Here is a 14,263-nt window from a genome sequence, read left to right on the forward strand (position 1 = left end):
CCCGGCCGTTCCACGGAGAGGCCGCTACCATGTCCTCCCATGTGCAGAATGCTGGGCTATCTCGGACGTGCTCGGGCGCTTTCCACCCTGCTGGACGACCCGCCGCACTCCCTCCTGGTGCAGAGCTACAAGGCAAAAGAGCTCGAGGGCGCGGTGGTGAACGCCGACGGCTGGGGCGCCGCCTGGTACGCCGCCGAGGATCCCGAGCCCATCGTGTATCGCTCCACGCTGCCCATCTGGGGCGACGTGAATCGCACCCACATCGGCCGCGCCGCACGTTCCACGTCGCTGCTGGCGGCCGTGCGCAGTGCCACGGACCCGCTCAGCATCTCGGCGGCGAACACGCAACCGTTTGCCCACGGGTCGATGACGTTCTTGCACAACGGCTACATCCGAGACTTTCCGAGCACGCTGTTGCGCCCAATGCGCGAAGCGCTCTCGCCCGAAACCTACGCACGGGTGGAGGGCAACACAGACTCCGAGCATGTCTTCGCGGCGCTGGTGGACGCCGTGAGCGGAACCCTGGACGACGCCATCCGCACGACCACCGAACGGATCCTGTCGTTGGCGCGCGCTGCGGACACCCGCGCGCTGCTCACGCTGATCGTCAGCGACGGCGAAGTCATGGTGGGCGCTCGCACGGCCGTGAACGGCAACCCGCCGTCGCTGTATCTTCGCGAGGACGACGACGGCGTGACGCTCGCTTCGGAGCCTCTGGACGAGTCCCGGAGCTGGCGGGCAGTGCCGCCCAAGACGCTGGTCGTCGCGGCCCGCGGCGCGCCCCTCCGGCAAGAGGAGCTTTCGTGATCGACGAGCTCGTCGACGCCCGCGCAGCGACGGTCGCGCTCACCGCGGACCTGACCGACGCGCAGGCGCGGACGCAGTACCACCCGGAGTTTTCGCCCATCCTGTGGCACGTGGGCCACGTCGCCTGGCAGGAGGAAGTGTGGCTCTTGCGTCGCGTCGGAGGGCACGCGCCGCTCCGCCCGGAGCTCGACGCGGTGCTCGATTCCTTCGTCAGCGTGAAGAGCAGTCGCGGAGGGCGCTTGCCGCCCCTCGCCGAGCTTCGGAGCTACGCCCAAGAGGTGCGCGAGCGCGCGTTGGCCCTGCTCGAAGGGCTCACCTTTCGCGAAGACGATCCGTTGCTGTCGGGGGGACACGTCGTCCACTTCTTGGCCAACCACGAGCGCCAGCACGCCGAGATCATCGCGACGGTTCGCCTGTTGGGGGAGCTCTACCTTCCCGTCCGTGCCGAGCCCGTCGGGCGAGTCGCCTCCGAGGCCTTCGACTACGCATCGCTCCCAGCGGCGCGATTCCCCCTCGGCAACGCTCGTGATCCCAGCGGCTGGGACAACGAGCGCGACGAGCACGAAGTCGAAGTCGAGAGCTTCGCCCTTCGTCGCGGCGTGGTCACCAACCGAGAGTGGCTGGAGTGGATGACCGCGGGGGGCTACGAGGACGAACGCCTGTGGGACGAGTCCGGCCGGCTGTGGCTGTCGCAGAGCGCGGCCGAGAGCCCACTCCACTGGCGTGCGTCGCGCGATGGCTGGGTGGAGCGCACCCTGGCGGGCGAGCGGCCCGTGGCGAAGGACGCGCCGGTGGCACACGTGTGCTTCCACGAAGCAAAGGCCTTTGCCCGCTTCGCTGCCGCCCGCTTGCCGACGGAATCGGAGTGGGAGCGCGCCGCCGCTTGGGACGACGCGACGGTGCGGAAGCGACGCTTCGCCTGGGGTGACGAGCCCGCTAGCCCGGAGCGCGCCTGCTTGTCCTGCACCCACGCTTCCGCGCCCGCGCCGGGTAGCTTCGCGCCGTCCCCCACGGGTCTGTTCGACCTCACCGGCGGCGTTTGGGAATGGACCGCCGACCGCTTCGCGCCCTATCCCGGCTTTCGGCCGCAACCGTACGTCGGCTACAGCCAGCCGTGGTTCGACCACGAGCATCGCGTGGCGCGCGGGGGGTCCTTCATGACCGCTCCGGCGAACGCGCGGACCACCTTCCGCAACTGGTACGAGCCCCACATCCGACAGCCCGCCTTGGGCGTGCGCTTGGCAAAGGACCTGTGATGAAAGTTCACCTGGTGGACGGAACCTACGAGCTCTTCCGCGCCTACTTCGGCGCGCCCAGCGCCGTGGACGACAGCGGCCGCGAGGTGGGCGCCACCCGCGCGCTGCTGCGCAGCTTGAACGCCTTCGTTCGTGACGCCGGCGTCACCCACTTGGCGTGTGCCTTCGATCACGTGGTCGAGTCGTTCCGGAATGATCTGTTCGCCGGCTACAAGACGGGGGAAGGCATGGCGCCGGATCTCTGGGCGCAGTTTCCCCTGGCGGAGCGCGCCGCTCGCGCCTTGGGCAGCGTGGTGTGGCCCATGGTCGAGTTCGAAGCGGACGACGCCCTGGCCACCGCGGCAGCGCGGCTGGCCGAGGACGAGCGCGTCGAACAAGTCGTCCTGTGCTCGCCGGACAAGGATCTCGCCCAGTGCGTGGTGGGGGAGCGCGTCGTGTGTCTCGATCGCATGCGCGACCGGGTGCTCGACGAAGCCGGCGTGGTCGAGAAGTTCGGCGTCCCGCCGTCGGCGATCGCGGACTACCTGGCGTTGGTCGGGGACAGCGCCGACGGCATCCCCGGCATTCCCCGCTGGGGCGCGAAGTCCGCGGCGGCGTTGCTGTCCCGCTACGGTGATCTGGACTCCATTCCGGACGACGCCAAGGAGTGGGACGTGAAGGTGCGGGGCGCCGCCACGCTGGCGGAGAGCCTCCGGGATCGCCGGGAGGAGGCTCGCCTCTACCGCACGTTGGCCACCCTCCGTCGCGACGTCCCCCTCGCGGAGGGCCTCGACGAGCTCCGCTGGCTGGGCGCGGATCGCGAGCTCTTGGAAGAGCTCTGCAGTGAGTTGGGGGAGACCGCGCTGCTCTCCCGGATTGCGCAATTTCGCTCGTAAATTCGGGGTGTTTTCGCTCCAGCGGCGAGACCGGGGTAGGCTATTTCGGATGAGGCTCCCGATTTCTTGTTTGGCTCTGGGCGTGACGCTTTCGCTGTCCGGAGTAGCGCAGGCACAAGGTTATGGTCAGCCGTATGGTCAGCAGCCCAACAACAACGGCATGACGGCGGGGGGCCTCGCGCCTCCGGGCTCCAACCCCCAAAATCCCAACGCCAACAACCAGGCGCCGCCGTCGTCCACCGAGCAGGAGCTCGAGAAGGCGGATCGGGAAGACTCCGGACGCGGCCTCGAGTTCTTCTACTTGAACGCCGAGGTGGGCGCCGAGCACCTCGGTTTGCAGACCTTCAAGGCCAACGATCTCGTGGACGCCGGCGTCGTCAAGACCACGCAAACGGGGTTGATGTTTGGCGCGGGCCTGGGCTTGCGTCTGGTGTTCATCACCCTCGGGCCGCGTTTTCGCTTGGCGAGCTTCTCCGACTATCAGCTGTGGACGTTGAATGGTGAGCTGGGCTTGCGGATCCCTCTGGGGGACGTGGAGCCGTACTTCACCTTTGGTGGCGGCTATGCCTCCATCGGTTCCTTCAGCTCCGACAACGTGGGAGCGGGTCTGAACTCCAGTGACGTGAGCATCACGGGCTACAACATCCGGGGCGGCTTTGGCCTGGACCTGTACCTGAGCAACAGCTTCTCCATCGGCGCCAACCTCACGGGAGAAATGCTGTTCTTGTCCCGCCCGGGGGTCGACCCCAGCAAGCTCAAGGCGTCGAGCAGCTCGACGGCGGCCCAGGCCCAAGCGGACCTCTACGCGGCGGACGGCACCAGCATCGGCGCCGCGGTGTCCATCACCGGCGTTGCCGGTCTGCACTTCTGAGCCTGATGCGGCGCTTCGAAAACCGCGTGGCCGTGGTCACCGGCGCGGCCAGTGGCATCGGCCGCGCCACCGCCATGGCGCTCTCTCGCGAGGGCTGCCACCTCGCGCTGGTCGACATCAAAGCAGAGCCGCTGGAAGAAACGCGCACGCTGTGCCGTGCCGATCGTCACGTTTCCACTCACGTGGTGAACGTGGCGGACAAGGCGGCGATGCAGCAACTGGCAAGTGACGTGGCCCGGGAGCACGGCGGCACGCACGTCTTGGTGAACAACGCCGGCGTGGCCGTAGGTGCGTCGTTCATGGAGCAGTCGCTCGAGGACTTCGAGTGGCTCATGGGCATCAACTTCTGGGGCGTGGTCTATGGCTGCAAGTTCTTCCTGCCGCAGCTCCTGGAGGCCGACGAAGCGCACATCGTGAACATCTCCAGCGTGTTCGGGCTGCAGGGCGTGCCCATGAATTCGTCCTACTGCGCCAGCAAGTTCGCCGTGCGCGGACTGAGCGAGAGCCTGCGCACGGAGCTCGTCGAAACCCGCGTGGGCGTCACCTGCGTGCACCCCGGTGGCGTGGCCACCAACATCGTGAAGGACGCGCGTTTCGTGGAGCCCGAAGGCATGAGCGGCGTGCGCGAGCGTACCATCGAGAGCTTCAAGAAGATGCTGCCGCCGGAGCGCGCCGCACAGGACATATTGCGCGGCATCAAGAAGAACGCGCCGCGGGTGTTGGTCACCCGCGAGGCCTACGCCATCGACTGGATCAAGCGCGCGCTGCCGGATCTGTCCACCACGCTGGTGGCCAAGAACTGGAAGCGGATGCCCGGGATCTGACTCAGAACTGACCGACGACGCCGAGGCCGTAGCCGTCGCGACCGACGCGCGAGGGCATCGCCATCATGCGCGGCGGCGGTGGCTTTTCCGGCTCGCTGCTCGACGAGCTGGCCCCGACGATGATCAGCACCGCGCCGGTCGCCTGCAGCACGCCGTCCAAAACGAGCATCCCGCGGACCATTGGTTCCGCGACGCAGCGACCAACATCAGAATCGAACTTGGTCTGATTCGAGAGCCCATCGCACGGGTCCCGGCGGCCGGCCAACGCCAACCAGGGGCCTGCCACCGGAGCCGCGAGCCAGCCGCTGCCGTTCTCGAAGCTCTCCGAGGCTGCGATGCCGAGACCGGTGGCGTACGGCACGCCGAGCACCAAGGACCCCACGATCACGGGTACCGAAACCGAGGACGTCTCGGGTTCGGCCCCACGATCCATGGAGCGCGCTGGCTGAGGCGCACCCCAACCGAACTGGGTGACAGGAGGAGACAATGTGGGTGGGTCCGTCGCAGCGAAGCGCATACCGGGAGTGGGGGCCGAGAAGGCCGGCACCGGAACAGGCGCCAACGCCGTCGTTTGACTTGGAGCGGGCGGCGGAGCCGTCGTTTGATTTTGTTGGCGCGGCGCGGAAACGTCCGGGAACGCCGCCGCGGACTGGCCGTGAGCGGCGCCCGCCGCGAGCAGCGCGGCTGTGCCAACAGCGGCCGAGAACGAACGGGACATGGTGGTGAGCACCACGCAGCTATCGTGCCGAGCTGCAACTATCCGAGATCACTCGCCGAGATGGCACGCTGCGTGACTGAAATGTCCGAAGTTGTGCCAGTCACGTCAGCGGGCTAACCCGAACCACGCGCCACCACAGGCCAACGCAAAGGCGACGGGGGCCACCGCCAGAGCGAAGATCACGGCGACGGGGGCCGCCAGCGACAACAGCGCCACGGTGAGCACGATGGCGACGGTGGCGCCCATGGCGGGCTCGAGCACGCTGGTGGCGGAGGAGGCGCGGGCCACCAAGTAGCCGGCGATCGGAAAGCCGGCGAGGAGCCCAGTTCCGACGAGAATCAGCGGGCCCGAGGAGCGCACGTCGGATTCGTCGGCTACGGCGAAATCGACGCCCACCACGTGGCCCACGTACACGGCGGCGACGACGCACACGAGCATCACGCCCACCGTGACCAACGCGCCGATGCCGATCCAGTGGAGCATCAAGGGACGATCCGTGCGCCGGAGGGCGCGACGCATGGCGCGCAGCGATGGCGGCTCCGGCAGCGACGACAGCAACATCGAAGAACGCGAGTCGGAGCGCGGCGCAACCTCGCGCAAGCCCAACCACGAGAACAGCAGCATCGCGATGAGCATAGGCAGCGCGACGACCAGGAGGCCCGGACCGCGGCCGAACACGATGTGGTCGTACAGGCCGTGCAGCACCACGGCGCTGAGCCAGGCGACGGGGAACCAGCGTGCGCGGGAGCGCGGGGAGCCGAGGGCGTAGCCCCACATGCCGGCGAAGAACAAGTGCGCCGGCATTCCCACCAGCACCCGAGCCGCGATCCACGAGTCCCCGCCGGCGAGGCTCAGCAAGAAGCCTTCGCTGGCGGCCAGGCCGGCGCCCGCGCAAGCCGCGTAGGTGAGGCCCAAGCGCGCGCTCATGATCTGGCGAGTGGCGTACAGCGGCCACACCACCAGCACCTTGAGGGCCTCCTCCAGCGGCGCCGCCAGCAGCAACGTGGCCAGCAGAGCTCCGGTCACGCCCACTTCTTGGGCGCGGAAGGCGAGGCCGGAGAAGCTCAGAACCAGCCGCTCCACGAACACCGCCACCACGCCCAAGACGGCGCCGGCGGCGACGACGGCCAGCGTGAGCCGACCGGACACGTGCCGGAACTTGTTCATGCGGCGCCAGAGCAGTGCCGCCGCTGCCAGCGGGACGAGCCCGAGGGCGATGCAGAGAGCGAGGTTCACGACTGGCCGAAGAGTGGCGAAGTTTGGGAATCAGTCAACTTCTGCTCAGTGCTTCGGTAGCTTGCGATACTCCGGCGAGCTCAGCAGCGGATCCGCGGGGATGTTCTCGGCCGGGGCGACCTCGGGCGACAGCGTGAGACCCAGGAAGCGGCCGAGCAGGTGGGGGCCCTCGCTGACCCAAAGCGTACGGGCCGTGGTGTCGAACACCACGCCGTGGGTGGCGATCAGCGCGTCGATGGCTCGGCGATCCCCCAGCGGCAGATCGGCGCCGCCAGCGCCCTTGCGATCTCGAAGCAGTCGAACGGCATCTTTTGGGGTCGCGGGGTGGTCGAGCGCTCGAATGAGCTCTTTGCCCCGTTCGGCGCGGGGTAGCGTAGAGGTCTGTTGGCGCACGCGGAGGTTCTTGGGATCCTCGGCCGCGGGGCCCTCGAAGTGATTGGTGACCACGGCCCGCTCCGGGAGCGGGCGCACGAACTGGGGGCGGCCCGGTACGCGTTCGACGACCTCCGCCTTCCCCTTCGCGTCCGTGACGATCACGATGTGGCTCACCATCGGCTCGCCTTCCGCCAGGGCGCGCACCGCTTCGTCGCTGTTCCGAGCGGTGGAGAGCACCCGCCGGAGAGCGTGCACCACCGGTTCCCCTCGGGTGACCGGCTGCCCGGCGCGGCCGCCGTGGACCACGATGGCCACGCCCGCCTCGTTCATGCCGCTGACCACGCCCGCGAGCCCCGGCCAGGCCACGGAAGCGAAGGGGATCTTGCCGGTCTCCCGCACTACGAACACGGCCTTGCCGCGGTCGAACACGTCGTCCACCTCGAAGTCGAAGTTGCGGGCCAGGAGCGCGTGGCCGTTTTCGGCGGCGGCTCCAGAGAAGGTGAAGGTGGTGCAGCCAATGAGGGGTGAGTGCTCGAAGGAGAGCGAGATGTCGTACAACGCGTTCAAGTACAGAAAGCGTTGGTACGTGGGGAAGCGATCCTCGTACGGATCCGGGGTGAAGCCGAGGGCACCCGCGGCGATCTCGCGGCGGCGTGCGTCGCTCATGCCGCTTCCGACGTTGCGGTAGCGGAGCTGGGCCACGTCCAGCAGCAAGCGGCGCAGCGGCCACAGCGGAACGTGGCGATCGAGCTCGCCGTAGAGCTTGCCTTCGTTCTCCACCATCTCGCCGTAGAGCAGGCGTGAGTGGGCGTAGCCGATCTCCTCCGGAGTGCCCTGAAGCTCGACCAGCCAGATGTTGCCCAGCTTCGTCGCACGGGAACGGCCGAAGCGCCGCTCACCATTTGGGAGCCTTTGCAGCTCGCCGTCCGGCCGCGCGATGGCCGGGGGCTCGACGTGGGACACGCGAGTGACGACCAGATGCGCGACCACGAGGGCGACGAGCACGCCCGCCGTCGCGTACAGGAGCTTCTTCCAGCGCGAGCTCATCCGTGTCTCCGAAGCAGCTGCGTGCCGAGCACCCGAAGTACGATGCGCGTGGGGTCCTTGACGGAGTGAAAGTGCGTGGTGCGCTCGCCGGCAGGCGGATAGACGACCCGCACCGGGACCTGCACTATGGGCCAGTGCGCCTGCGCGGCGCGCATCACCACCTCCGCTTCGAGCTCGTAACCGGTGCTGCGAAGGTCGAGGCCCAAGGTGCGTGTCACCGGGTAACGGCGAAGCCCGCACTGAGTGTCCGCCAGCCGGCGGCGGGTGAAGAGCGACAGGAACGCGTTGGAGATGCCGTTCGAGATCTGATTGGCGCGGGGGGCGCCAGCCTGCACCAGGTCTCGCACGCCCAGCACCAGTGCGTGATCCGGGGCCGGATCCCGGGCCAACCGCAGAGCTTCCGACGCGGGATGCTGACCGTCGGCGTCCACCGTGACCACCACGGTTTTGCCGGCGCGGCGCGCGGCCTCCAAGCCCGTGAGGAGCGCGGCGCCCTTGCCGCGGTTCACCGGATGGGAAACCACCTCTGCGCCCGCCGCCCTGGCCTCGACGGCGGTGTCGTCCGTGGACCCGTCGTCCACCACGATCACGGTCTCGGCTCCCGCCAGCAGCAGATCCCGCACCACCGCCCCGACCGTCGGGCCTGCCTGGAACGCGGGGACGATGGCGACGACTGTCATGAGGGAACGAGGGTCTTTTCTTGTCGCTGGCCGGGAGCCGACGGCTGGTTTACGAACTCGTCGTGGACGGGTTCGACTCGAAGCTCCTGCACGAGATCTCGCGGCGCGCCAAGCGCGAGCTTCGACGCAAGCTGCGAGCCGCGCGTCAGGCGCTGCCGCCTCGAGGCATTGCCCAGCGCAGCGAGCAGATCGCCGAGCGTGTGCTGTCGCTGTCGGACTACCGCTCCGCGAGGTCGGTGGCGTGTTTTGCCCCAATGCCGGGCAAGAACGAAGTGGACCTGTCGAGCGTGGACGCTGCCGCGCGCCGCGCGCAGAAGGTCGTGTACTACCCGTTCATGGATCCCACGGAGTCCGGCTTCCGCACCGGGTTTCGACTGGTCGCCGATCCGAGCGAGCTCGTGGATCGGGGGCGTGGCTTCGCGGAGCCCCCGCCCGCGGCGCCGGAGGCCAAGCGCGGAGACATCGATCTGGTGCTGGTCCCCGCCTTGGCGGCGGACGGCATGGGCCAGCGCCTGGGCTATGGCGCGGGGTTCTACGATTCCACCCTGCCGGACGTGAGGCCGCCGGCCCGGGCCGTGGTCGTGGTCTTCGGCTTTCAGCTGTTGGCGGAGCTGCCGGTAGAGGAGCACGACGTACGGTGTGACGTGGTCGTCTCCGACGACCGGATCATCGAGATCGACCCTTAGCCTTGGGCTTGCGCTTGGCAGCGCACTCCTTGCACACGCCGTAGAGCTCGTGCTTGTGCTCGAGCACGTCGAAGCCGTAGCGCGCGGCGACGCGTTCCTGCAGCTCTTCGATCAACGGCTCTTCGAACTCCGTGATCTTCCCGCACTCGAGACAGATCAAGTGGTCGTGGTGGGCTTCGTCGTCCGCCAGCTCGTAGCGGGTGTAGCCGTCACCGAAGCGAAGCTCGTGGACGATGCCGCCGTCCACCAAGAGCTTCATGGTGCGGTACACCGTGGCGTAGCCGATGCGCGGATCCTCGTGGCGGACCAGCTCCAGCATGCGATCGATGGTCACGTGCTCGGTCTGATCGAAGAAGGTGTCGATGATGGCGCGGCGCTGCTCCGTGGAGCGCAGGCCGCGCTTGGTCATGTAGGCCTCGAGCTGTTGGCGCAGCCGCTCCGTATCCGGTGGCTTGGGCACTCCCCCAACGCCCTTGTCGGCCCCGCTCGACTTCATCTTGGATTCATCGCGCCCACGGGGCCCCGGGTCAAGCGCTCAGCGAGCGGAGCCGGAACAACGCGCCCGCTGTGCCGAGCAGTGCGGCGATGGGTGCCGCTGCGGGGGGGATCAGCGCGAAGGCCACCGCCAGCGCTCCGATGGCGCCGGGGGCGATGGCCAAGATCAACCCCAGGCGTGCCTCGCTCCGCGCTTCGTGGGCGACCCGCAGTGCCAGCGCGGCATCCCGCACGTCGTCGGAAGCGAGCTGCACGTTCCATTCCGCGGCGCTGCTGCCAGCGGAGGCCAAGGCGACGGACACGTTGGCGGCGCCCAACGCGATGTCGTCCGCGGGGCTGCAGCCGAGCACCGCGACGGTCGCGCCGCCGTCGGCCAAGCGCGCGATCTCGTCTCCGCGCTCGGCGGGCAATATTTCCGGGCGGATGTGCTCGATGTCGAGCGTGCGTCCGATGGCCTCGCAGGTTTCCCGCGCATCTCCCGAGAGCAACACCGGCTCCACGTTCACGTCCAACAGGTGCTGCACGGCGGCGCGGGCTCCCGGGCGCAGGCCGTCTTGCAAGCCCACGACACCGATCAGGCGGCCGCCCAGGGCCACCAACATCACCGTGCGGCCCATGGCCTCCAGCTCGCCGATCTTCGGCTCTGCGGCTGCGACGCTGATGCGCTCCCGCAACATGAGGGCACGGCTGCCCACCACCAGCGGCTGGCCATTGGCGGCCACGGCGGTGACGCCCAAGCCGGCGACCACGTTCGGGCTCCGAACGCCGTCGGGGCGAATCCCCCGCGCCCGCGCCGCGCGCACCAAAGCGGTGGCGACGGGATGCGGCGAGCCGCTCTCGGCGCCCGCCATCAGCGATAGGACGCGCTCCGCCTCGGCGTCCCCCATCGGCACGATGGACGCCACCTCGGGCTCGCCCAAGAGCAACGTGCCGCGCGCGCAGAAGGCCGCGATGGTCACGCGGCCGGCCTTGTCCAGCGCCGTGGCCGAGCGGAACACGATGCCGCGCCGAAGCGCCGCGAGCACGGCGGTGGCGACTTGCATCGCGCCGATCTGTGCGATCCCCGCCGTGGCCAAGGAGGCCTGCGCCGCGATCGCGAACATGGCGATGGTCAGCGTGCTCTGGTTTTCCGCGAAGGCGGTGAGCGCGGCGAGCCCCGCCGCGAACGGGGCGGCGCGCTCCGCCGTGAGACGCCCGGCGCGGGCGAGGGGAGCGAGCAGATCGGCTCGCCGGCGCGGGTCGCTGGTGAGGCGCAGCCAAGCGCGGTCGAAGCCGGCCCAGGCCACCACGCTGCGGATGCGTCCCTGCACCACGCGAGCACCGGCCACGATGGGATCCCCTTCGCTCAGCTCCGCCGTCGTCTTGGCGCCGAGCCAGGGGGCGACGGTCGCTTCGCCGGCCACGATGGTGGCGTCCACCGGCACCGTCTCGCCGGCTTCCACGACGATCTCCTCGCCGGGCCGCAGGTCCACCGCGCGGACTTCCGCGATCTCGTCGGCGATCACGCGGTGGGTGGGCGCGTCGAGCTCCAGCGCGATGTGCTCGCGCTCGGCATCCACCGGCCGCCGCGCTCGCTGCACCAGCCAAACCCCGCCGGCAATGCAGGCCACGACGACGCCGGCCAGGGTGATCGCGCTCGGCGCGCGCGCGGCGTCCGTGATGCGGGCCACGATGGCGGCCAGCGTCCCGAGCACGGGCGCGGCGAGCAGCGCTGCAGGATGCAGATCCGCTGGATCTCGCTCCCCGGACAGCGCTTGCGCCACCAGTGCCGCCGTCGCCACCGTGAGCACCACCACGCGGGACGTGAGGGCCACACCGGAGCTACCCGCCAGCAACAGGGCCACCGCCAGGGTGCCGCCGAGCATCGCCAGCGAAAGCAGCAGCGCGCCTACGTCGGTGACGTCGCCGCGCGCTTCCTCCCCGAGCAGCGGCGGCGGCTCCGGCGAGCGCCGCTCGACGATCTCCGGGTCCTCCGCTGGGGGCGCGAGCTCCGCAACGTCCGCGAGGGCTGCCGCCGCTTGGCGCCGGGCGTCGAGCTCGGCGCTGGTCTCGTGGCGAGTGGCCACCACCTGCTCCTCCGACAGCGCGCTCGGCCGGCGCCGGCGGGGCAGCGGAAGGGGCGTCAGATGCGTGGACGGATCGTACCGATCCCGGCACTCCGTGCTGCAAAAATAGCGAAAGCGCTCGCCGTAGATGGCGACGCGATCGGCACGCAGGGGATCCGTGTCGGCGCCACAGGTGGCGCACGGAACCAATACGCTGGCTGCTCGAGCGGCGTCAGCCATCGACCTCCAGGGCCCAGGCCAGTGCCGCCTTCGAGGTGTGGAGCCGGGCCTCGGCCTCGTCCCACACGAAGCTGCGCTCGCCTTCGAGCACGGCTTCCTCGATCTCTTCGCCGCGGTGCGCGGGCAAGCAGTGCAGCACCACCACGTCCTTTGCCGCGCTGGCCACGAGCTTCTCGGTGAGGGTGAACCCGGCAAAGGCCTTGCGGCGCGCTTCAGCCTCCGCTTCTTGCCCCATGCTGGCGAACACGTCGGTGCTCACCACGTCGGCGCCCTCCACCGCGGCCTCCGGTCGGCGCACGACCTGGATCTTGGCGCCGGCTTCCCGGGCGGAGTTCAGGTACGCCGGGCTCGGGTCGAAGCCCTCGGGGCACGCCAACGTCAGCTCCAGGCCCAGGAGGCCCGCGGCTTCGATCCAGGAGTTGGCCATGTTGTTGCCATCCCCGAGCCAGGCGAAGCGGAGCCCCTCGAGCTTGCCGCGCACGCGCCGCACCGTCATGAGGTCGGCCAAGAGCTGCATCGGGTGGGATGCATCCGTCAGCGCGTTGAGCACCGGCACGGAGCTGAAACGCGCGAGCTCTTCCAAACGCTCCGCGCCGCTGGTGCGCAGCGTGATGCCGTGCACCATTCGCGACAGCACCCGCGCCGTGTCCTTGATGGGCTCGCCGCGGCCGATCTGGGAGCCGGCGCCGGTGATCACGACGGGGTGCCCGCCGAGCTCGGCTACCGCCACCTCCAGCGACAGCCGCGTGCGGGTGGACGCCTTCTCGAACACCAGCGCGACGGACTTGCCGGCGAGGGGTTTGTCGTGGCGTCCGCGCTGCTCCAAGTAGCGATCCGAAGCGTTCAGCAGAGCGATCAGGCCGTCGCGGCCCGCGTCAGAAAGGTCGAGAAAATGTCGCGTCATGGCGTCCTCCCGAGCACGTCGTCGATGAGGGCGAGCCCTTCGTCGAGCTCGGCCTTGGTGATGATCAATGGTGGGCTCAGGCGCAGGCCTTGCCCGCCCGCAATCGTGATCAGCACGCCTGCGTCTCGCAGCGCCGCCACGATGCCGCGGGCGTCCACGCCGTCCCGCAGCACCAAGGCTTGAAGCAATCCGCGCCCGCGGCTCGTCGCCACCAGCCGCTCGTGCTTCTTGGCTAGCTCCGCGAGACGCACCGCGAGGTGCGCGCCCATGTGCGCGGCGTGCTCGATCAACTTGTCTTCTTCCATCACCTGCAGCACCGCCAGCGCTGCGGCGCTGGCCAGGGGATTTCCGCCGAAGGTGGTGCCGTGGCTCCCGGGTGGCAGCGCGTCCGCCAGGTGCGCCCCGCACAGCATGGCGCCGATGGGCACGCCCCCGGCGAGGCCCTTGGCCAAGGTCAGTGCGTCGACCGTCACGCCCTCGTGCTGAACGCTCAAGAATCGCCCCGTGCGCCCGACGCCGGTCTGGATTTCGTCCGCCAAGAGCAGCGCACCGTGCTCGTCGGCGATGCGACGCAGCGCCGCCGCGAAGCCTTCGGGCGCCGGAAGCACGCCGCCCTCGCCCTGGATCGGCTCGAACAGGATTGCCGCGACGTCGGGCCCCATCGCCTGCTTCACGGCCTCCACGTCGCCGTAGGGCACGTGCGTCACTCCCGGCAGTGGACCGAAGCCCTCGCGGTACTTGTCTTGTCCGGTCACCGCCAGCGCACCGAGCGTGCGACCATGGAATGAGCTCTGGAACGCGATCACGCGGTAGCGTTCCGTCTGCCCCGCCGCGAAGAAGTGACGGCGTGCGAGCTTGAGCATCGCCTCCATCGCTTCCGTACCGGAGTTGCAGAAGAACGCCCGAGCCATGCCCGTCGCCTGGCACAGGCGCTCGGCCAACAGGACGTTGGGCTCGTTGTAGTAGTAGTTCGAGAGGTGGATCACCTTCTGGGCTTGAGCGGTGATGGCCGCCACGAGCTTTTCGTGGTTGTGGCCCAGGGTGCTCACGGCGATGCCGGCGTAGAGATCCAGGTAGCGCTTGCCGGCGGAGTCCCACAAGACCGAACCCTTGCCCCGGGCCATCACCAGGGGCGGCTGCCGGTAGTTCGGGTACAGGTACTTCTGGGCGGTCTCCACCAGCTCGGCTTCGGTCGGCATCGCCG

14 protein-coding genes are annotated in these 14,263 nt (G+C 69.3%); 6 read left to right on the top strand and 8 right to left on the bottom strand.

All coding sequences use genetic code 11. From position 1 onward, the window contains the following. Positions 1-39 precede the first annotated feature (39 nt). The 5 genes from egtC to H6717_25530 are packed head-to-tail and all read left to right on the top strand — an operon-like array spanning position 40 to position 4,633. Entirely contained in the window at positions 40-807 is a 768-nt protein-coding gene (gene egtC / locus H6717_25510) for an ergothioneine biosynthesis protein EgtC (protein MCB9580413.1), read from the top strand. Beyond that, entirely contained in the window at positions 804-2,063 is a 1,260-nt protein-coding gene (gene egtB / locus H6717_25515) for an ergothioneine biosynthesis protein EgtB (protein MCB9580414.1), read from the top strand. The genes egtC and egtB overlap by 4 nt, the downstream gene beginning before the upstream one ends. Beyond that, complete coding sequence (locus H6717_25520) at positions 2,063-2,938, top strand: flap endonuclease (protein MCB9580415.1); 876 nt, start codon at positions 2,063-2,065, stop codon at positions 2,936-2,938. The genes egtB and H6717_25520 overlap by 1 nt, the downstream gene beginning before the upstream one ends. Before the next feature lie 49 nt (positions 2,939-2,987). Further along, entirely contained in the window at positions 2,988-3,809 is an 822-nt protein-coding gene (locus H6717_25525; GenBank protein MCB9580416.1) for a hypothetical protein, read from the top strand. A gap of 5 nt (positions 3,810-3,814) precedes the next feature. Then, positions 3,815-4,633 (top strand): SDR family NAD(P)-dependent oxidoreductase, encoded by an 819-nt coding sequence (locus H6717_25530; protein MCB9580417.1) that lies wholly within the window; start codon positions 3,815-3,817, stop codon positions 4,631-4,633. 1 nt (position 4,634) lies between these two features. Here H6717_25530 and H6717_25535 read toward each other — a convergent pair whose 3' ends face one another. From H6717_25535 to H6717_25550, 4 genes are all read right to left on the bottom strand, one after another. Further along, complete coding sequence (locus H6717_25535) at positions 4,635-5,066, bottom strand: hypothetical protein (GenBank protein ID MCB9580418.1); 432 nt, start codon at positions 5,064-5,066, stop codon at positions 4,635-4,637. 390 nt (positions 5,067-5,456) lie between these two features. Then, complete coding sequence (locus tag H6717_25540) at positions 5,457-6,587, bottom strand: PrsW family intramembrane metalloprotease (GenBank protein MCB9580419.1); 1,131 nt, start codon at positions 6,585-6,587, stop codon at positions 5,457-5,459. A 45-nt stretch (positions 6,588-6,632) separates the two neighbouring features. After that, positions 6,633-8,009: a hypothetical protein gene (locus tag H6717_25545; GenBank protein ID MCB9580420.1), complete on the bottom strand. Its 1,377-nt coding sequence runs from the start codon at positions 8,007-8,009 to the stop codon at positions 6,633-6,635. Continuing rightward, the gene (locus tag H6717_25550) at positions 8,006-8,689 is read right to left on the bottom strand and encodes a glycosyltransferase family 2 protein (protein MCB9580421.1); all 684 of its coding nucleotides are present in this window, start codon (positions 8,687-8,689) and stop codon (positions 8,006-8,008) included. The genes H6717_25545 and H6717_25550 overlap by 4 nt, the downstream gene beginning before the upstream one ends. A gap of 62 nt (positions 8,690-8,751) precedes the next feature. Here H6717_25550 and H6717_25555 point away from each other — a divergent pair, with 62 nt between their 5' ends. Beyond that, positions 8,752-9,375 carry a 5-formyltetrahydrofolate cyclo-ligase gene (locus tag H6717_25555; protein MCB9580422.1) on the top strand — a complete coding sequence of 208 codons (624 nt, stop codon included), beginning with the start codon at positions 8,752-8,754 and terminating at the stop codon, positions 9,373-9,375. Here H6717_25555 and H6717_25560 read toward each other — a convergent pair. The 4 genes from H6717_25560 to H6717_25575 are packed head-to-tail and all read right to left on the bottom strand — an operon-like array spanning position 9,356 to position 14,258. Further along, positions 9,356-9,871, bottom strand: coding sequence for a transcriptional repressor (locus H6717_25560; protein ID MCB9580423.1), 516 nt, complete (start codon positions 9,869-9,871; stop codon positions 9,356-9,358). The genes H6717_25555 and H6717_25560 overlap by 20 nt on opposite strands. 31 nt (positions 9,872-9,902) lie before the next feature. Further along, a complete protein-coding gene (locus H6717_25565; protein ID MCB9580424.1) occupies positions 9,903-12,155 on the bottom strand; it encodes a cation-translocating P-type ATPase in 2,253 nt (750 codons plus the stop codon). Next, complete coding sequence (argF, locus tag H6717_25570) at positions 12,148-13,059, bottom strand: ornithine carbamoyltransferase (GenBank protein MCB9580425.1); 912 nt, start codon at positions 13,057-13,059, stop codon at positions 12,148-12,150. The genes H6717_25565 and argF overlap by 8 nt, the downstream gene beginning before the upstream one ends. Beyond that, positions 13,056-14,258 carry an acetylornithine transaminase gene (locus tag H6717_25575; GenBank protein ID MCB9580426.1) on the bottom strand — a complete coding sequence of 401 codons (1,203 nt, stop codon included), beginning with the start codon at positions 14,256-14,258 and terminating at the stop codon, positions 13,056-13,058. The genes argF and H6717_25575 overlap by 4 nt, the downstream gene beginning before the upstream one ends. Positions 14,259-14,263 lie beyond the last annotated feature (5 nt).

It is taken from the genome of Polyangiaceae bacterium (assembly GCA_020633235.1).
Classification (GTDB): Bacteria; Myxococcota_A; Polyangia; order Polyangiales; family Polyangiaceae; genus JACKEA01.